Source organism: Falsirhodobacter sp. 1013 (assembly GCF_051195255.1).
Taxonomy (GTDB): domain Bacteria; phylum Pseudomonadota; class Alphaproteobacteria; order Rhodobacterales; family Rhodobacteraceae; genus Falsirhodobacter.
In genome coordinates, this window is record NZ_JBNJLK010000003.1 from 188,197 (window position 1) to 204,802 (window position 16,606).

Annotated in this window: 18 protein-coding genes; 12 read left to right on the forward strand and 6 right to left on the reverse strand. The window is 67.0% G+C overall.

Features of this window, described 5'->3' with window-relative positions:
• Window positions 1-47 precede the first annotated feature (47 nt).
• The 5 genes from ACSHZY_RS07190 (at window position 48) to ACSHZY_RS07210 (ending at window position 3,373) form a co-directional block, all read left to right on the forward strand.
• On the forward strand, window positions 48-824 hold the full coding sequence (locus ACSHZY_RS07190; RefSeq protein WP_435167439.1) for an SDR family oxidoreductase: 777 nt from the start codon (window positions 48-50) through the stop codon (window positions 822-824).
• Window positions 825-921: 97 nt separating this feature from the next.
• Window positions 922-1,140, forward strand: coding sequence for a twin-arginine translocase TatA/TatE family subunit (locus ACSHZY_RS07195; RefSeq protein WP_435167442.1), 219 nt, complete (start codon window positions 922-924; stop codon window positions 1,138-1,140).
• Between the two features lie 12 nt (window positions 1,141-1,152).
• On the forward strand, window positions 1,153-1,683 hold the full coding sequence (gene tatB, locus ACSHZY_RS07200; RefSeq protein WP_435167444.1) for a Sec-independent protein translocase protein TatB: 531 nt from the start codon (window positions 1,153-1,155) through the stop codon (window positions 1,681-1,683).
• Entirely contained in the window at window positions 1,680-2,540 is an 861-nt protein-coding gene (tatC, locus tag ACSHZY_RS07205; RefSeq protein ID WP_435167447.1) for a twin-arginine translocase subunit TatC, read from the forward strand. The genes tatB and tatC overlap by 4 nt, the downstream gene beginning before the upstream one ends.
• Window positions 2,537-3,373: an ATP-binding protein gene (locus ACSHZY_RS07210; protein ID WP_435167449.1), complete on the forward strand. Its 837-nt coding sequence runs from the start codon at window positions 2,537-2,539 to the stop codon at window positions 3,371-3,373. The genes tatC and ACSHZY_RS07210 overlap by 4 nt, the downstream gene beginning before the upstream one ends.
• Here the strand turns inward: ACSHZY_RS07210 and ACSHZY_RS07215 are convergent.
• From ACSHZY_RS07215 to ACSHZY_RS07230, 4 genes are read right to left on the reverse strand one after another with little or no spacing between them, the layout of a single operon-like run.
• Window positions 3,367-4,440, reverse strand: coding sequence for a LysM peptidoglycan-binding domain-containing protein (locus ACSHZY_RS07215; protein WP_435167870.1), 1,074 nt, complete (start codon window positions 4,438-4,440; stop codon window positions 3,367-3,369). The two genes, ACSHZY_RS07210 and ACSHZY_RS07215, sit on opposite strands and share 7 nt — an antisense overlap.
• Window positions 4,441-4,495: 55 nt before the next feature.
• Window positions 4,496-5,149 (reverse strand): protein-L-isoaspartate(D-aspartate) O-methyltransferase, encoded by a 654-nt coding sequence (locus ACSHZY_RS07220; RefSeq protein WP_435167452.1) that lies wholly within the window; start codon window positions 5,147-5,149, stop codon window positions 4,496-4,498.
• Window positions 5,146-5,928, reverse strand: coding sequence for a 5'/3'-nucleotidase SurE (gene surE / locus ACSHZY_RS07225; protein WP_435167455.1), 783 nt, complete (start codon window positions 5,926-5,928; stop codon window positions 5,146-5,148). The genes ACSHZY_RS07220 and surE overlap by 4 nt, the downstream gene beginning before the upstream one ends.
• A gap of 59 nt (window positions 5,929-5,987) precedes the next feature.
• Window positions 5,988-6,365, reverse strand: coding sequence for a response regulator (locus ACSHZY_RS07230; protein WP_435167458.1), 378 nt, complete (start codon window positions 6,363-6,365; stop codon window positions 5,988-5,990).
• 246 nt (window positions 6,366-6,611) lie between these two features.
• Here ACSHZY_RS07230 and ACSHZY_RS07235 point away from each other — a divergent pair, with 246 nt between their 5' ends.
• From ACSHZY_RS07235 to ACSHZY_RS07255, 5 genes are read left to right on the forward strand one after another with little or no spacing between them, the layout of a single operon-like run.
• Entirely contained in the window at window positions 6,612-7,148 is a 537-nt protein-coding gene (locus tag ACSHZY_RS07235) for a 2Fe-2S iron-sulfur cluster-binding protein (protein WP_435167461.1), read from the forward strand.
• Window positions 7,145-8,092, forward strand: coding sequence for an FAD binding domain-containing protein (locus ACSHZY_RS07240; RefSeq protein WP_435167463.1), 948 nt, complete (start codon window positions 7,145-7,147; stop codon window positions 8,090-8,092). Before ACSHZY_RS07235 ends, ACSHZY_RS07240 begins: the two co-directional genes overlap by 4 nt.
• 4 nt (window positions 8,093-8,096) lie before the next feature.
• The gene (gene paoC, locus ACSHZY_RS07245; RefSeq protein WP_435167466.1) at window positions 8,097-10,274 is read left to right on the forward strand and encodes an aldehyde oxidoreductase molybdenum-binding subunit PaoC; all 2,178 of its coding nucleotides are present in this window, start codon (window positions 8,097-8,099) and stop codon (window positions 10,272-10,274) included.
• The gene (locus ACSHZY_RS07250; RefSeq protein WP_435167469.1) at window positions 10,275-11,141 is read left to right on the forward strand and encodes an XdhC family protein; all 867 of its coding nucleotides are present in this window, start codon (window positions 10,275-10,277) and stop codon (window positions 11,139-11,141) included.
• Window positions 11,138-11,665 (forward strand): nucleotidyltransferase family protein, encoded by a 528-nt coding sequence (locus tag ACSHZY_RS07255; RefSeq protein WP_435167471.1) that lies wholly within the window; start codon window positions 11,138-11,140, stop codon window positions 11,663-11,665. The genes ACSHZY_RS07250 and ACSHZY_RS07255 overlap by 4 nt, the downstream gene beginning before the upstream one ends.
• A 3-nt stretch (window positions 11,666-11,668) precedes the next feature.
• On the opposite strand, the gene moaA is transcribed toward ACSHZY_RS07255, so the two are convergent.
• Window positions 11,669-12,655 (reverse strand): GTP 3',8-cyclase MoaA, encoded by a 987-nt coding sequence (gene moaA / locus ACSHZY_RS07260; RefSeq protein ID WP_435167474.1) that lies wholly within the window; start codon window positions 12,653-12,655, stop codon window positions 11,669-11,671.
• A gap of 75 nt (window positions 12,656-12,730) precedes the next feature.
• Here moaA and ACSHZY_RS07265 point away from each other — a divergent pair, with 75 nt between their 5' ends.
• Both ACSHZY_RS07265 and uvrA read left to right on the forward strand, forming a co-directional pair.
• Window positions 12,731-13,168, forward strand: coding sequence for a hypothetical protein (locus tag ACSHZY_RS07265; protein WP_435167476.1), 438 nt, complete (start codon window positions 12,731-12,733; stop codon window positions 13,166-13,168).
• Window positions 13,169-13,248: 80 nt separating this feature from the next.
• Window positions 13,249-16,107: an excinuclease ABC subunit UvrA gene (gene uvrA, locus ACSHZY_RS07270; protein ID WP_435167479.1), complete on the forward strand. Its 2,859-nt coding sequence runs from the start codon at window positions 13,249-13,251 to the stop codon at window positions 16,105-16,107.
• On the opposite strand, the gene ACSHZY_RS07275 is transcribed toward uvrA, so the two are convergent.
• Complete coding sequence (locus ACSHZY_RS07275; protein WP_435167482.1) at window positions 16,108-16,557, reverse strand: hypothetical protein; 450 nt, start codon at window positions 16,555-16,557, stop codon at window positions 16,108-16,110. It abuts the gene before it with no gap.
• Between the last annotated feature and the right edge of the window lie 49 nt (window positions 16,558-16,606).

Sequence of the window (16,606 nt, forward strand, 5' to 3'; positions counted from 1 at the left end):
CGGCGGTTTACATCACCCCGCGATGCGCGTCCACTGGGAGAGATGGAATGGATCTGGGTATTCGCGGCAAAACGGCGCTGGTCTGCGCGGGATCGAAGGGCTTGGGCTATGGCTGCGCCGAGGCGCTGGCCGAGGCGGGGGTGAACCTGATCCTGAACGCCCGCAGTGAAGGCCCGCTGGACGAAGCCGCGGAACGGCTGCGCCGCCATGGCATCGACGTGCGGACCGTGGCCGCCGACATCGCGAGCGAGGAAGGCCAGCGCAAGGTGCTGGCGGTGGCGGGCGACGTGGACATCCTGGTGAACAATGCCGGCGGACCGCCCCCCGGCGTCTGGTCCGACTGGGGCCGCGCGGATTTCCAGAAGGCGCTGGACGCGAATATGCTGGCGCCCATCGCGATGATGACGGCGATCATGCCGAAGATGATCGAAAAGGGCTGGGGGCGGGTGGTCAACATCACCTCGCAATCCGTGCGGGCGCCGATCGCGCAACTGGGCCTGTCGAACGCGGCGCGCACGGGGCTGACGGGCTTTGTTGCGGGAACGGCGCGGCAGGTGGCGCCGCATGGGGTGATCGTGAACAATCTTCTGCCCGGAACCCACGCCACCGCCCGGTCCGAGGCGCTGGACAAGGGCCGCGCCGCCCGCGAAGGCGTGGACGAGGCCGAGGCCCGCCGTCGCAGTGAGGCCGCCATTCCGGCGGGACGTTACGGGGATGCGGGCGATTTCGGCGCCATCTGCGCCTTCCTTTGCTCGCAGCAGGCGCGGTACATCGTGGGGCAGAACGTCCTCGTGGATGGCGGAAGCGTCAACCTGACCATGTGATTGTGATGCCGGGCGGGGCGAATGGGGCTTTGAACACGCCCCTGAATCGCTTAGATAAGGCAAAACCGCCTTGTCGGCGGCGTGAAGGGGTTGCGTCATGCTTAACAATATCGGCCTTCCGGGCCTTCTTCTTATCGCTGTGATCGTTTTGGTGCTGTTCGGCCGCGGCAAGGTGTCGTCGCTGATGGGCGAAGTCGGCAAGGGCATCACCGCCTTCAAGAAGGGCGTGCACGAAGGCGACAAGGAAGCCGACCAGCAGCGGGTCGACCAGGCCCGCGACGTGACGCCCGAAGAGGCCGAGCGCAAGAAAGTCTGATCGGCCGCACCCATGTTTGATATCGGCTGGAGCGAACTTATCCTGATCGGGACGATCGCGCTGATCGTGGTCGGGCCCAAGGATCTTCCGGACATGTTCCGGCAGATGGGCCGCTTCACCTCCAAGGCGCGGTCCATGGCGCGGGAGTTTTCCAACGCCATGGAAGACGCAGCGAAGGAGTCCGGTGTCCATGACGTGGCGGGCGATCTGAAGAACATGACCTCGGCCCGGTCCCTTGGGCTGGACGCGGTCAAGACCGCGGCGACCAAGTTCGAGAACTGGGATCCGATGCGGTCCACCCGCTTTGGCGCCGATGCGGACAAGACGGACGAGGTTCGGCATTCCGCCGCTTCCGTCACCGCGGCCCCGCCTGCGGTGGAAACGCTGAAGCCCGTGTCGCCCGCCGTCTATGTGAAGCCCGTTTCCGAACCGAAGCTGGTCCGTCCGCGTCCTGAACCCGTGCGCCGCCGGAAGGTCGATGCCTCCGCTCCGGTCCGCAAGCCCGTCCCCCGTCGCCCGACGCCCAAGAAGCACGATACATGAGCCGTGAAGACACGATCGAGGACAGCAGCGCGCCGCTGATCGAACATCTGAAGGAACTTCGCACCCGCGTCCTTTGGGCTCTCGGGGCCTATGTGGTTGCGGTCTGCGTGGTGTTCCCCTTCGCGCAGCATGTCTTCAACTTCCTGTCGCATCCTGTCTGCACCGCGCTGAACACGCGCGGGCAGGATTGCGGCCTCGTGATGATCAAGCTGCAGGAAGGCTTCTTCATCTCGGTCAACATCTCGTTCTTTGGGGGCCTCGTGCTGGCCTTCCCGATCATCGGCTACCAGATGTGGCGCTTTGTGGCGCCCGGCCTTTACAAGTCGGAAAAAAGCGCGTTCCTGCCGTTCCTGATCGCTTCGCCCGCCATGTTCCTCCTGGGCGCCGCGTTCAGCTACTATGTCGTGCTTCCGATGGCCTTCGACTTCTTCCTCAGCTTCCAGCAGGGGCAGGAGGCGCCGGTCGCCAGCGAGGTGGCCGAACGGGCGGTCCATGCGGGCATCGTGTTCCAAGGGTCGGCGCAGGAATATCTGGGCCTGACGATGAAGTTCATCCTGGCCTTCGGGTTGTGCTTCCAGCTGCCGGTGCTCCTGACGCTGATGGGCAAGGCGGGGCTGATCTCGGCCGATGGTCTGGCCTCGGTGCGCAAATACGCGATCGTGGCGATCCTCGTGCTGGCTGCCGTCGCGACCCCCCCGGACATGATGAGCCAGATCATCCTCTTCTGCGCCGTTTATCCCTTGTACGAGGTGTCGATCTTCCTGATCCGCCGCATCGAGAAACGCCGCGAAGCGGAGTTGCGGGCCGAGGGCCTGTGGGTCGAGGACGAAGAAGCCGAGGACAGCGCCAAGAAATGAGCGACCCCCTGATTCGCATCGCCGAGGCGCTGGAGCGTCTTTCGCCTCCTTTGCCCGCCGCACCGGATCTTGACGCGGCCGACGCGTTCATCTGGCACACCGCGCCGGACCGGCTGGACGCGGTGACGCGGGTGGCGCGGGTCGATCTGGGGCTGCTGGTGGGTGTGAACCGCGCGCGCGACATCCTGCTGGAAAACACCCGCCATTTTGCCCAAGGGCTGCCTGCGAACAACGCGTTGCTTTGGGGCGCGCGGGGGATGGGGAAGTCGTCTCTCGTGAAGGCGATCCATGGTGCGCTGCGGGCCGAAGGGCTGCCGCTGAAGCTGGTGGAGCTGGCGCGCGAGGATCTGCCGTCGGTGCAGCGTCTGCTGGCGCTTCTGCGCGGGTCGAACCATCGCTTCGTCCTGTTCCTGGACGATCTGTCCTTCAGCCATGACGATCAGCACTACAAGTCGCTGAAGGCCGTGCTGGATGGCGGGATCGAAGGGCGTCCGGACAACGTCATCCTCTACGCGACCTCGAACCGCCGGCACCTGATGCCGCGCGACATGATCGAGAACGAGCGTTCCACCGCCATCAGCCCGGCCGAGGCGGTGGAGGAGAAGGTGTCCCTTTCGGACCGGTTCGGGCTGTGGCTGGGCTTCCATCCCTGTTCGCAGGACGATTATCTGGCGATGATCGACGGCTATTGCCAGGCCTACGGCGTGCCCATGGAAGACACGCTGCGCGCCGAGGCGATCGAGTGGCAGGCGACGCGCGGATCGCGGTCGGGCCGCGTGGCCTGGCAGTTCTTCACCGACCTGGCCGCGCGGAAGGGCATCCGCCTTTACTGAAGGTAGGGGGCCGGGTCGACGCTTTCGAAGCCTTTGCGCACCTCGAAATGCAGGAAGGCCGGGTTCGTGGCCCGGATCTTTGCCACGGTCTGCCCGCGCGTCACGCTGGCCCCTTTCGCCACCGCCACGGCATCAATGCCGGCATAAACGGTCAGTGTGTTGTCGGGATGGCGCAGCACAAGGATCGGGACCTGATCCGTGTCCTTGGTGATGGCCGCGACGGTGCCATCCGCCGCCGCCACGACCGGGCTGCCGGCGGGGGCGCCGATGTCGACCCCTTCGTTCTTGCCCTTCTGATACGGCCGGATGATGCTGCCCGAAGCGGGCATCGCGAACCGCGCGCCCGAGGTGGTGGGCTTTGGTGCCGCGGCGGGGGTCGCAACGGCCGGTGTGGCGGCTGCGGGCGCTGCGGCGGCCGTCTGGGTCGCGGCCGGGGCGGCGCCGCCCGTCGGGATCATCAGGACCTGACCTTCGCGCAGCGACAGGTTCGCATCCAGCCCGTTCCACTCGGCCAGCGCCTTGGGTGACACGCTGTAGGTGCGCGCGATGGAATAAGCCGTTTCCCCCCGCTGGACCCGGTGCTGGGCCGGCTGCGATCCGCTGGCAGGGGCAGCAGCGGCAGGCACGGCCGCACTGGGCGCCGGCGCGCTGCTGACCGGTGCACTGGCAATCGCGCTTGAGGCGAGCGTCGTCACGTCGATGGCGCCGGTCTGGATGCCCGTCGCCACCGGCGCCATCGGCGCCGCGCTGGCCGTGGCCAATCCGCCGGTGCCTTGGGGCAGGGCGATCACCTCGCCGCCGCGCAGGACGGTGTCGGGCGCCAAGGCGTTATGCTGGGCCAGCGTCGCCGGATCAACCCCGACCCGCGCCGCGATGGAGCCCACCGTGTCGCCGGGCCGTGCCACGGCCACCTGATAGGTCGGATAGCGGATCACGCCCTGCGCGTCGGGCTGGGGACGTGCATCCGTCGCGTTGATCGCCGCCGAGCCGGTGTTCAGCCCGTTCCGCAGATCGAAGTCGACCGGGTTGTTGCAGGCCGCCAGCAGGACCGTTCCCGACAGCACCATCGCCACGCGCTTGATCTTCACATTCTTCTTCCTTCTATGGCCGGCAGGACTTGCGTCATTCCGAAGCCAGCCCCTCCACAAGGGGCACGAACCGGACCGAGCGGAGCTCTTCGTATTCGAAGCTGTCCTCGGTCCGCACGACCTTGATCAATGTCTGAACGGCGTCCGTCTGGCCCACGGGCACGACCATGATCCCGCCCACCTTCAGCTGCGCCAGAAGGGGGCCAGGCGGATCCTCCGCCGCGGCGGTGACAAGAATGCGGTCGAAGGGCGCCTGATCGGGCAGGCCGTGGCTGCCATCGCCGGTGAAGGCCGTGATGTTGGGCAGGTTCAGCGCCTGAAACACCTCCTCGGCCTCGCGCACAAGGCGGCGGTGGCGGTCGATGGTGTAGACGCGCCGCGCCAGCTGGCTGAGGATCGCCGCCTGATAGCCGGAGCCCGTGCCGATCTCCATCACCCGGTCACGCGGGTTCAGGGACAGGGCCTGCGTCATCAGCGCCACGATGGAGGGCTGGCTGATCGTCTGCCCGCAGGCGATGGGCAAGGGCGTATCCTCATACGCGCGATCGGCGAAGATGCCCTTCACGAAGGCGCCGCGGTCGATGGCTTCCATCGCCGTCAACACGCGGCCGTCCGTGATCCCCCGTGACCGCAGGGCATACAGGAAGCGCATCTTCCGTTCGGCAAGGCTGTCCTCGTCCTCGGTCATGCGAAGGCGGCCTCAAGCTCCCTCAACCGGTCATGGGCGGTCAGGTCGCAGCGCAGCGGGGTCACCGTCACGAACCCTTCTAGGTTCAGCGTGGCGTCGCTGCCGGCTTCGGCCGGACCCTGTTCGCCGCCGCGCATCCACAGGAAGCGCTTGCCGGAAGGCGAGATGTGCGGTTCGGTGGAGAAGCCCGATCCCGTGCGGAAGCCTTGGGGCGCCACGCGGGTGCCCTTCACGTCGGCGGCCGCGCAGGGCGGGAAGTTGATGTTGTAGAACAGGCGGTAGGGCGCCTCGTCCCAGATCCCGCGGTCCAGAAGGCGGCGGATGACGGCCGCGCCGTGGACGCGGGCGGCTTCGAACGGGTCTTCCAGAAGGCGGGTGTCCGGCCCCATGTATTGCGACAGCGCGATGGAGGCGACGCCTTGCAGGGCCCCTTCCATGGCACCGCCGATGGTGCCGGAATACAGCACATTCTCGGCCGAGTTGTTGCCGCGGTTCACGCCCGACAGGATCAGGTCGGGTTTCTGGCCCTGGAACACCTCGTGGATGGCGGCCAGCACGCAATCGGCGGGGCTGCCTTCGGCGGCGAAGCTGCGCTGGCCCAGCTGGGCGAACAGGGTCGGGTGGGTGTAGCTGATCGCATGTCCCACGCCCGATTGTTCGAACGCCGGGGCGACGGTCCAGACTTCGCCTTCCGGACCGGCCAGTTCCTGCGCGATTTCGGCCAGAACGGCCAGACCCGGGGCATTAATGCCGTCGTCATTCGTGATCAGGATACGCATGAGGGCCCTTTCCTTTGACCCTTGCTTAGACGACCGCATCCCCCGCGACAAGCCGCGCCTCAGACCAGATGCAGTTCTGCCGCACCCAGCGCCCGTTCCAGATCCGAAAGATCATAGGGTTTGCGCAGCATGACGTTCGCCGCGTGCCGTTCCGTCACAACCTCGCGCCCGTTGCCGGTGGCGAAGATGAAGGGAATGCCGCGATCGGCCAGCGCGTCCGCTACGGGAAAGGACAGATGGTCGCGCAGGTTGATGTCCAGAAGGGCGAAGTCGATCGCTTCGTTCCGGGCCAGTTCCAGTGCGGCGTCCAGCCGCGTGGCGGGTCCCACCACGTCATAGCCCAGATCTCGCAGGTAGTCCCCAATGGTCATCGCCATCACGGGTTCGTCCTCCACCACGAGGACGCGCGCCGCCCGGAATGCTGCGGTTGCGTTCATGTCCGTCTCCACTCGAAAACACGCGGAAGGGTTTTGCGGGCCGGTGCCTGCTGGCCCACGATCGCCCTGTGCCGCCTTTGCCCCATCATAGCCCGCTTTTGTGAATTTTTTGGTGCGGACCGTGCGCCAAACGCGGGAACGGCGGGCGGGTTCCATAACTATTTTGTCGGACATCCGGCCTGTCGCGGCATCGTGTTCGGACTAGGTTCCCGCCTCAGACAGCAAGCCACTTTCAGGAGGCCAGCCATGACCATCCACGACATGCCGAAAGGCGGAACCGCCGGGGCGGTGCGCTTTTCGGTGAACGGAAAGACCGTGAACCTGACGCTGGACCATCGCGTCACGCTTCTGGACGCCCTGCGCGAGCATATCGGGCTGACCGGATCGAAGAAGGGCTGCGACCACGGCCAGTGCGGGGCCTGCACCGTGATGGTGAACGGGCGGCGCATCAACTCCTGCCTGTCGCTGGCGGTGATGCACGAAGGGGACGAGATCACGACGATCGAGGGGATCGGCACGCCGGACGCGCTGGACCCGATGCAGGACGCCTTTATCCGGCACGATGGCTACCAATGCGGCTATTGCACTCCCGGCCAGATCTGTTCCGCCAAGGCCGTGCTGGAGGAGATCCGTCAGGGCATTCCCAGCCACGTGACCGAAGATCTGGAACACGTGATCTTCAGCGACGCCGAACTGCGCGAACGGATGAGCGGCAACCTGTGCCGCTGCGGGGCTTATTCCAACATGCTGAACGCGATCCGCGAAGTGGAGGGCCGGAAATGAGGGCCTTCAGCTACGAACGCGCCACCACGCCCGCCGCCGCCGCCGCCGCCGCTGCGGTTCCGAACGTGAAGTTCATCGCGGGCGGCACCAACCTTCTGGACCTGATGAAGCTGGAGATCGAGGCCCCGACCCATCTGGTCGACGTGAACGGCCTTGGGCTGGACAAGGTGGAGGCCACGGACGAAGGCGGGCTGCGGATCGGGGCGCTGGTGCGCAACACCGATCTGGCCGCGGATGCGCAGGTGCGGCGGGATTATCCGCTGCTGTCGCGCGCACTCGTGGCAGGGGCCTCGGGGCAGTTGCGCAACAAGGCGACAACGGCCGGCAACCTGCTGCAACGCACGCGCTGCCCGTATTTCTATGACACGAACATGCCCTGCAACAAGCGCAACCCCGGTTCGGGCTGTGCCGCGCTGACCGGGGCCAGCCGCCAGCTGGCCGTGATCGGCGGGTCCGACGCGTGCATCGCCACACATCCGGGCGACATGGCGGTCGCCATGCGCGCGCTGGACGCGGTGGTGGAAACGGTGGATGCCGAAGGTGCCACCCGCGCGATCCCCATGGCCGACTTCCACCGCCTGCCGGGGGATGAGCCCCAGCGCGACACGGTGCTGAAGACGGGCGAGTTCATCACGGCCGTCACGCTGCCTGCCCCGGTGGGCGGCCGCCAGATCTATCACAAGGTGCGGGACCGCGCGTCCTATGCCTTCGCGCTGGTGTCCGTTGCGGCCATCATCCATCCCGACGGCACGGGCCGCGTGGCCTTTGGCGGCGTCGCCCACAAGCCGTGGCGGGTGGAGGAGGCGGAGGCCGAGATGCCCAACGGTGCGCGCGCCGTCACCTCCCGCGTCTTTGCCGGCGCCGCGCCGCGTCCGGACAATGCCTTCAAACTGCCTTTGGCCGAACGGACGCTTGCGCTGGTTCTGGCCGAAGCGAAGGAGTGAGACCATGAAATTCGACCGTCCCGCCGAAGCCAATGTCGCCGACCGTTCCGTGGTTCTGGGCAAGCCCCACAGCCGCGTGGATGGTCCCCTGAAGACCACCGGCACCGCGCCCTACGCCTATGAACGTCAGGATGTCGCGGAAGGCCAGCTTTACGGATACCCCCTGGGGGCCGCCATCCCGAAGGGCCGCATCCTGTCCATGGAGATCGGGGCGGCCCGCGCGGCCCCCGGCGTCCGCGCCATCGTCACCACGCTGGAGATGGAGGCGCTGCCCAAGGACAAGCACAACGTCAACCACCTCTTCGGCGGGGCGGAGATCGTCCATTACCATCAGGCCATCGCCGTCGTCGTGGCCGACACCTTCGAACAGGCCCGCGCTGCGGTGGGCCTGATCGAGGTGGAGTATGAGGCCGAGAAGGCGACACTGGACCTGTCCGAGGTGACCCCGCCCGAGGCCGAGCCCGAAGCCGACACCGGCGACTTCGACGCCACTTTCGCCGCCGCGCCGGTCACGCTGGACGAAACCTACACCACCCCCGCCCACACCCATGCGATGATGGAGCCGCACGCCTCCATCGCGGAATGGACGGACGGGAAGCTGACGGTGTGGACCTCCAGCCAGATGATCAAGTGGTGGCGCGACGCGCTGGCCAAGACCCTCAGCGTGGATGTGGAGAATGTGCGCGTTGAAAGCCCCTTTATCGGCGGCGGCTTCGGCGGAAAGCTGTTCCTGCGGGCGGACGCCGTTCTGGCCGCGCTGGGCGCCAAGGCTGCGGGCCGGCCGGTGAAGGTGGCGCTGCCGCGTCCCTTCATGCCCAACAACACGACGCACCGCGCCCAGACCATCCAGCGCATCCGTCTGGCCGCCGGCACCGACGGCCGCCTGATGGCGCTGGGCCATGACAACCTGTCCAACACCCCTCCGGGCGGCGATGGAGAGGATTCGACGATCCAGAGCCTGTCCTTTTATGGCGCGCCCAGCCTTCTGATCGTCAACCGCGTGGCCGAGATGGAGATGCCCGAGTCGAACTCCATGCGGGCGCCCGGCGACGCGGCGGGCCAGATGGCGCTGGAGATCGCCATGGACGAGATGGCGGAGCGTCTGGGCATGGACCCGGTGGAGTTCCGGATCGTCAACGACACGCAGGTCGTGCCCAGCAACCCGGACCAGAAATTCTCGCGCCGCAACTTCGTGGACTGCCTGCGCCACGGCGCGAAGGAGTTCGGCTGGACCAACCCCGCGCCCAAGTCGCGCCGGGAAGGCCACTGGCTGATCGGGCAGGGAATGGCGGGGGCCTATCGCGGGTCGCCGGCCACCACCTCGGGGGCGCGGGTGCGGTTGCAGGCCGATGGCCGCGTGATCGTGGAAACGGACATGACCGACATCGGCACCGGCAGCTACACCATCCTCGCGCAGACGGCGGCCGAGATGATGGGCCTGCCGATCGAGAAGATGGAGGTGCGTCTGGGCGATTCCCGCTTCCCGGTCTCCTCAGGCTCGGGCGGGCAGTTCGGGGCGGCAAGTTCGACCGCGGGGCTTTACGCCGCCTGCGTCGCCCTGCGCGCGCAGATCGCCAAACGCCTTCAGGCCGATGCCGACACGCTGGACTTCCGCGACGGAGAGGTCTGGGACGGGGCGCGCAGCGTGACGCTGGCCAGCCTCGCCTCGGACGGGGAGTTGGTGGCCGAGGACAAGATCGAGTTTGGGAAGTTCCGCGACAAGGAATACGAACTGGCCACCTTCGCCGCGCATTTCGTGGAAACCGCCGTCAACGCCTATACGGGCGAGGTGCGGTTGCGCCGGATGCTGGCCGTCTGCGACGCGGGCCGCATCCTGAACCCGATCACCGCCCGCAGTCAGGTGATCGGCGGCATGGTCATGGGCGTCGGCGCCGCGCTGATGGAGCATCTGGAAGTGGATGCCGAACGCGCCTTCTTTGCCAACCACGATCTGGCCACCTATGAAGTGCCGGTCCATCTGGACATTCCTGAACAGACGGTGATCTTCATGCAGCAGGACGATCCCTGTTCCACGCCCCTGAAGGCCAAGGGCGTGGGCGAGTTGGGCCTGTGCGGCGTGGCGGCGGCGGTGGCGAACGCCATCTACAACGCCACGGGCGTGCGGGTGCGGGATTATCCGATCACGCTGGACCGCTATCTCGATCGTTTGCCGGAGGTGTGAGTGGGAACTGACGCGCGCGTGTCCGCCAAGGTGTCGGAAGGGGACATGCCCCTTGCGGCCCTGGCGGGTAAGGATCGGGCGCTGGCCGTGATCGTGGGGGTGGAGGGAACGTCCTACCGCCCCCTTGGCGCGTCCATGGCGGTGGACGGGTCCGGCCACCGCACGGGCAACCTGTCCTCGGGCTGCATCGACGAGGATGTGGCCCTGCACGCGCAGCAGGCATTGCTGGACGGGCAGGCGCGGCAGTTGCGCTATGGGGCCGGATCGCCTTTCGCGGATCTGGCGCTTCCCTGCGGCGGGGGGCTGGACATCCTGATCCTTCCGCGCCCGGAGCAGGGTGCCGTTCAGGCGGCGGCAGCGGAATTGGCGGCCCGCCGCACGGCGGTGCTGGACCTTGGGGCGATCACCCTGCACATCCAGCCCGAATTGCGCTTTCTGGTCTTCGGCAAGGGGCCCGAGGCCGCGACCTTCGCCGATCTGGCCCGTTTGGCCGGCTTTGGGGTGGAGCTGTTTTCGCCCGAGGCGATGGACGTGCCGTCGGGCGTGGCGGCCGTCCCGATGGTCTCGCCCCGCTGGCCCGAGGGGGTGGCGATCGACCCGCGCACGGCCATCACCCTGTTCTTCCACGACCACGACTGGGAGCCGCCCTTGCTGGCCGCTGCCTTGTCATCACCGGCGCTTTATATCGGCGCGCAGGGCAGCCATCGGGCGCGTCAGGCGCGGCGGCGCGCGTTGGAGGAGATCGGGGTGCCGGAGGACGCGATCAACCGGCTGGCCGACCCGTTCGGCCTGATCCCCTCGGCCCGCGACGCGCGGACCTTGGCGGTGGCGGTGCTGGCGGACGTTCTGGCGCGGGCCAAGGCATGATTGTCGGCGCGCTGCTGGCGGCCGGGGCTTCCCGCCGTTTCGGGGCCGAGGACAAGCTGCTGGCGCCGCTGCAAGGGCGCCCGCTGGTGGCCCATGCGGCCAAGCGCATGACGCGCGCGGCGCTGGATCATTGCTTTGCCGTTGTCTCGTCGGCCGAGGTCGCGCAGGCGGTGGGGGTGGACACGGTGATGATCCCGGCGGGCGGGGGGCAGGCCGACAGTCTGGTCGCCGCCGTCCGTCATCTGCCGGACACCACCACACACCTTCTGATCCTGCTGGGCGACATGCCTTACTTGGAAGATGAGGATCTGGCGCTGATCCTGTCCGGCGACGGCCCGCGCTGCGCGGTGGCGGACGGTCACGTGTCCCCTCCGGCGTTGTTCCCCCGCGAATGGTTCCCGCGTCTTCTTACCCTGCGCGGCGATGAAGGGGCGGGCAAGCTGCTGCGCCATCACCCCGAGGCGCATTGCCCGCTGCCCCCCGCTTCCCTGCGCGACATCGACCGGCCGGACGACCTGCGCTGAAGCTCAGCCGCCCGTATGGCTCATGTGGCGGGGCATCTGGCCGGTGTTCTGGCGGGAATAGTCGAAATCGTGGCCTTTGGGCTTGTGCAGGATCGCGGCGCGGATCGCATCTTCCAGATCGGCGCCTTCCCGCAGCGGCGCGCGCAGGTCGGCCCGGTCTTCCTGGCCCAAGCACATGTACAACTCTCCGGTGCAGGTCAGGCGCACGCGGTTGCAGCTTTCGCAGAAATTGTGGGTCAGGGGCGTGATGAAGCCGATCTTCTGCCCCGTTTCGGACACCTGCACGTAACGGGCGGGGCCACCGGTGCGTTCGGTCAGCGGGATCAGGCTGAACCGTTCGCCAAGGCGGCGGCGCAGGTCGGTCAGGGGCCAGTACTGGTCCAGCCGGTCGCCGGTTTCCCCCATCGGCATCACCTCGATGAAGGTCAGGTCGTGGCCTTCGCCCGCGCACCAGTCCAGCAGGCGGAACAGCTCATCCTCGTTGAAGCCTTTCAGGGCGACGGTGTTGATCTTCACCCGCAGCCCGGCGGCCTTGGCGGCGGCGATCCCCTCCAGCACCTGCGACAGGCGACCCCAGCGGGTGATGTGGGCGAACTTCGCATCATCCAGCGTGTCGAGCGAGACGTTGATCCGCCGCACCCCGCAGGCCGCAAGATCGGCCGCGTATTTCGCCAGCTGCGATCCGTTGGTGGTCAGCGTCAGCTCCTCCAGCGCGCCGCTGTCCAGATGGCGCGACATCGCGCGGAAGAAGTCCATGATGTTGCGGCGGACCAGCGGTTCTCCCCCGGTCACCCGCAGCTTGCGCACGCCCAGGCCGACGAAGGTGGAACACAGGCGGTCCAGTTCTTCCAGCGTCAGAAGCTCGGACTTCGGCAGAAAGGTCATCTGTTCCGACATGCAGTACAGGCAACGGAAATCGCAACGATCCGTCACCGAGATGCGCAGGTAGGAGATGGCTCGCTGGAACGGATCGATCAGGGGGGCTGTCATGCGGGGAAGGTAGGGCGACGCGCCCTCACGCTCAAGTGCGATTGACGCGGAAGTGTGCCGGTCTAACATTGCCTCATGCGCCCCATCCTGCTTCTTGCCCCGCTCCTGATCCTCGCCTCCTGTTCGCAGGTGTCGAACCCGTTCCGACGCGACGCGCCGCCGGCCCCGGCCGCCCCTGCAGCGGCCATCGGCCAAAGCGCCGCCAAGCCCGCGGAAAGCTTCGACTTGACGTCGGAGGCGGAGCGTCAGCGCGCCATGGCCACCACCCCCGATCCGGGCGCGGAGCCGTTGGGCGAGGCGGTCGTGACGCTGGGCAACGCGGCCGAGCCGGGGTTCTGGCTTCGGTCTTCCCTGGTCAAGAGCCTGCGCAAGGGGCGGGTGGAGGTGAACGGCCAATCCGTCGCCGTGGACCTGCTGCCGGGGGCGGGGTCGGCGCAGCTGTCGCTGGCCGCCTATCGCGCCTTGGAACTGCCCTTGACCGCACTTCCGCAGGTGAGCGTTTACGGCAACTGACGTTCACCAATCGTTCACGTTTGCGCTTGGCATAGCCGGTGTCAGTGCCTATCTAGACGCCGACCGATCCGGGGAATGGCATGGAACAGAAGTTCATCGAGGTGCGCGGCGCGCGCGAGCACAACCTCAAGGGCGTGGATGTGGACATCCCGCGCGACCAGTTCGTGGTGATTACGGGGCTTTCTGGCTCCGGCAAGTCCAGCCTTGCCTTTGACACGATCTATGCGGAAGGCCAGCGCCGCTATGTCGAAAGCCTGAGCGCCTATGCGCGCCAGTTCCTCGACATGATGGGCAAGCCGGATGTGGACCACATCTCGGGCCTGTCGCCCGCCATTTCCATCGAACAGAAGACCACGTCGAAGAACCCGCGTTCCACCGTCGGCACGGTGACGGAGATCTACGACTATCTGCGCCTTTTGTACGCCCGCGCAGGCACGCCCTATTCTCCCGCCACCGGCCTGCCGATCACCGCGCAGCAGGTGCAGGACATGGTCGACATCGTGATGGCGATGCCGGAAGGCACCCGCGGCTATCTTCTGGCGCCCATCGTGCGCGACCGGAAGGGTGAATACCGCAAGGAGTTTCTGGACCTGCGCAAGCAGGGCTTCCAGCGCGTGAAGGTGAATGGCCAGTTTTATGAACTGGACGAGCCGCCGACGCTGGACAAGAAGTTCCGCCACAACATCGACGTGGTGGTGGACCGGATCGTGGTGCGCGGCGACATCGCCACCCGTCTGGCCGACAGCTTCCGCACCGCCCTGAACCTTGCCGACGGCATCGCTATCTTCGAGACGGCGGCCCCGGAGGGCGAGGAGGCCGAACGCACGACCTTCTCCGAGAAGTTCGCCTGTCCGGTGTCCGGCTTCACCATCCCCGAGATCGAGCCGCGCCTGTTTTCGTTCAACGCGCCCTTCGGGGCCTGCCCGGCCTGCGACGGTCTGGGGGTGGAGCTGTTCTTCGACCCCCGCCTGATCGTGCCGGACCAGAACCTGTCGATCGCGCAGGGGGCCATCGCCCCATGGGCGAAGTCCAAGTCCCCCTATGTGACCCAGACGATCGAGGCGCTGTCAGCCCATTTCGGCTTCGACCGCAAGACGAAGTGGAAGGACCTGCCCCAGCGGGTGCAGGACGTGTTCATCCACGGCTCGGGCGCCGAGGAGATCACCTTCCGCTATGACGAGGCGGGCCGCGTCTACCAGATCGCCCGCACGTTCGAGGGGCTGATCCCCAACATGGAGCGGCGGTATCGCGAAACCGACAGCGCCTGGTCGCGCGAGGAGATGGAGCGCTACCAGAACAACCGTTCCTGCGGCACCTGCCACGGTTACCGCCTGAAGCCCGAAGCGCTGGCCGTGAAGATTGCGGGTCTGCATGTGGGGCAGGTGGTGCAGATGTCGATCAAGGAGGCCTATGCCTGGATGGACACCGTTCCCGCCGCGCTGAGCGTTCAGAAGAACGAGATCGCCCGCGCCATCCTGAAGGAAATCCGCGAGCGTCTTGGCTTCCTCGTGAACGTCGGCCTCGACTATCTGTCGATGAGCCGTGCGGCCGGCACGCTGTCGGGCGGGGAAAGCCAGCGCATCCGGCTGGCCAGCCAGATCGGGTCGGGCCTGACAGGCGTTCTGTATGTTCTGGATGAACCGTCCATCGGCCTGCACCAGCGTGACAACGACCGCCTTCTGACCACGCTGAAGAACCTGCGCGACCAGGGCAATTCCGTCATCGTGGTGGAACATGACGAAGACGCGATCCGCGAGGCGGACTACGTCTTCGACATGGGGCCGGGCGCGGGCGTGCATGGCGGTTCGGTCGTGGCGCACGGCACGCCGGCGCAGATCATCAAGAACCGCGACAGCATCACCGGCCAGTACCTGAGCGGCCGGCGCGAGATCCCGGTGAACCCCGAACGGCGCAAGGGCAACGGCAAGAGCCTGACGGTGGTGAAGGCCTCCGGCAACAACCTGCACGACGTGACCGCGGAATTCCCCTTGGGCAAGTTCGTCTGCGTCACGGGCGTGTCGGGCGGCGGCAAGTCCACCCTCACGATCGAGACGCTGTACAAGACGGCCGCGCTGAAGCTGAACGGCGCGCACGAGACGCCCGCCCCCTGCGAAACGATCAAGGGGTTCGAGCATCTGGACAAGGTCATCGACATCGACCAGCGCCCGATCGGGCGGACGCCGCGGTCGAACCCCGCCACTTATACCGGCGCCTTCACCCCGATCCGCGACTGGTTCGCGGGCCTGCCGGAGTCGAAGGCGCGCGGTTACGGCCCCGGCCGGTTCTCCTTCAACGTGAAGGGCGGGCGGTGCGAGGCGTGCCAGGGCGACGGCGTCATCAAGATCGAGATGCACTTCCTGCCCGACGTCTATGTCACCTGCGAGACCTGCAAGGGCGCCCGCTACAACCGCGAAACGCTGGAGATCAAGTTCAAGGACAAGAGCATCGCCGAAGTCCTCGACATGACGGTGGAGGACGCGCAGGGCTTCTTCCAGGCGGTCCCGTCGATCCGCGAGAAGATGGACGCGCTGGTACGCGTCGGTCTCGGCTACATCAAGGTGGGCCAGCAGGCGACGACCCTTTCGGGCGGCGAGGCGCAGCGCGTGAAGCTGTCGAAGGAGCTGTCGCGCCGGGCCACGGGCCGCACCCTCTACATCCTCGACGAGCCCACCACGGGTCTGCATTTCGAGGATGTGAAGAAGCTGCTGGAGGTCCTGCACGAGCTGGTGGACCAGGGCAACACGGTGGTGGTGATCGAACACAACCTGGACGTCGTGAAGACGGCGGACTGGATCATCGACATCGGCCCCGAAGGCGGCGATGGCGGTGGCCGGATCGTGGCCGAGGGCACGCCCGAAGACGTAGCCCGCGTGAAGGAAAGCCACACGGGCCACTATCTTGCGCCGATGCTGAAGCCCCGGCGCATGGCGGCGGAGTGATCAGCGCATCGCCATGAACGCGCTGACCAGACCCAGCACGGCGATGATCTTCAGCGTGTCGCTGTCGACGCGCAGAAGGTTGTCGCCCACGCGGCGATATTCCTGACCGCGCGGCAGGCGGGGCAGCCGGTCCAGCTGTCCCGGCGGCAGGCGATAGCTGTCGCGCGCGTAATCGCCGGGGTGGAAGCGGCGGTCGTCGTGGCGGTGGCGGTGGTGATCCCGGTCGCGATCCCGATCCCGCGCATGTTCGCGATCGCGGTCATGGCCGCGATCGCGCCCCTCGTGCCGGCCCCGGTCGCGGTCCCAGTCCCGGTCCTTGTCATGTCCGGGGGGGATGTGACGGAAATGGCCGGGCGGTCCCCGGCGGTCCCCGTTCCAATGGTCCTTAGGGTCTGCCAGGACCGGCGTGGCCAGGGAAACCGCCAGAAGTGACAGGATGATGCGTCTCATCGAAATGTCCTCACATGTCGTCGACGGAAATATAACGCAGGTTTTCCGT

What these genes read in the sequence shown, in the direction of transcription:
- ACSHZY_RS07255 (WP_435167471.1), top strand. Translation starts at nt 11,138, where the DNA reads ATGATTGTCGGCGCGCTGCTGGCGGCCGGGGCTTCCCGCCGTTTCGGG.
- ACSHZY_RS07240 (WP_435167463.1), top strand. Translation starts at nt 7,145, where the DNA reads ATGAGGGCCTTCAGCTACGAACGCGCCACCACGCCCGCCGCCGCCGCC.
- uvrA (WP_435167479.1), top strand. Translation starts at nt 13,249, where the DNA reads ATGGAACAGAAGTTCATCGAGGTGCGCGGCGCGCGCGAGCACAACCTC.
- ACSHZY_RS07265 (WP_435167476.1), top strand. Translation starts at nt 12,731, where the DNA reads ATGCGCCCCATCCTGCTTCTTGCCCCGCTCCTGATCCTCGCCTCCTGT.
- paoC (WP_435167466.1), top strand. Translation starts at nt 8,097, where the DNA reads ATGAAATTCGACCGTCCCGCCGAAGCCAATGTCGCCGACCGTTCCGTG.
- ACSHZY_RS07215 (WP_435167870.1), bottom strand. Translation starts at nt 4,440, where the DNA reads ATGGTGCTGTCGGGAACGGTCCTGCTGGCGGCCTGCAACAACCCGGTC.
- tatC (WP_435167447.1), top strand. Translation starts at nt 1,680, where the DNA reads ATGAGCCGTGAAGACACGATCGAGGACAGCAGCGCGCCGCTGATCGAA.
- ACSHZY_RS07190 (WP_435167439.1), top strand. Translation starts at nt 48, where the DNA reads ATGGATCTGGGTATTCGCGGCAAAACGGCGCTGGTCTGCGCGGGATCG.
- moaA (WP_435167474.1), bottom strand. Translation starts at nt 12,655, where the DNA reads ATGACAGCCCCCCTGATCGATCCGTTCCAGCGAGCCATCTCCTACCTG.
- surE (WP_435167455.1), bottom strand. Translation starts at nt 5,928, where the DNA reads ATGCGTATCCTGATCACGAATGACGACGGCATTAATGCCCCGGGTCTG.
- ACSHZY_RS07235 (WP_435167461.1), top strand. Translation starts at nt 6,612, where the DNA reads ATGACCATCCACGACATGCCGAAAGGCGGAACCGCCGGGGCGGTGCGC.
- ACSHZY_RS07230 (WP_435167458.1), bottom strand. Translation starts at nt 6,365, where the DNA reads ATGAACGCAACCGCAGCATTCCGGGCGGCGCGCGTCCTCGTGGTGGAG.
- tatB (WP_435167444.1), top strand. Translation starts at nt 1,153, where the DNA reads ATGTTTGATATCGGCTGGAGCGAACTTATCCTGATCGGGACGATCGCG.
- ACSHZY_RS07210 (WP_435167449.1), top strand. Translation starts at nt 2,537, where the DNA reads ATGAGCGACCCCCTGATTCGCATCGCCGAGGCGCTGGAGCGTCTTTCG.
- ACSHZY_RS07195 (WP_435167442.1), top strand. Translation starts at nt 922, where the DNA reads ATGCTTAACAATATCGGCCTTCCGGGCCTTCTTCTTATCGCTGTGATC.
- ACSHZY_RS07220 (WP_435167452.1), bottom strand. Translation starts at nt 5,149, where the DNA reads ATGACCGAGGACGAGGACAGCCTTGCCGAACGGAAGATGCGCTTCCTG.
- ACSHZY_RS07275 (WP_435167482.1), bottom strand. Translation starts at nt 16,557, where the DNA reads ATGAGACGCATCATCCTGTCACTTCTGGCGGTTTCCCTGGCCACGCCG.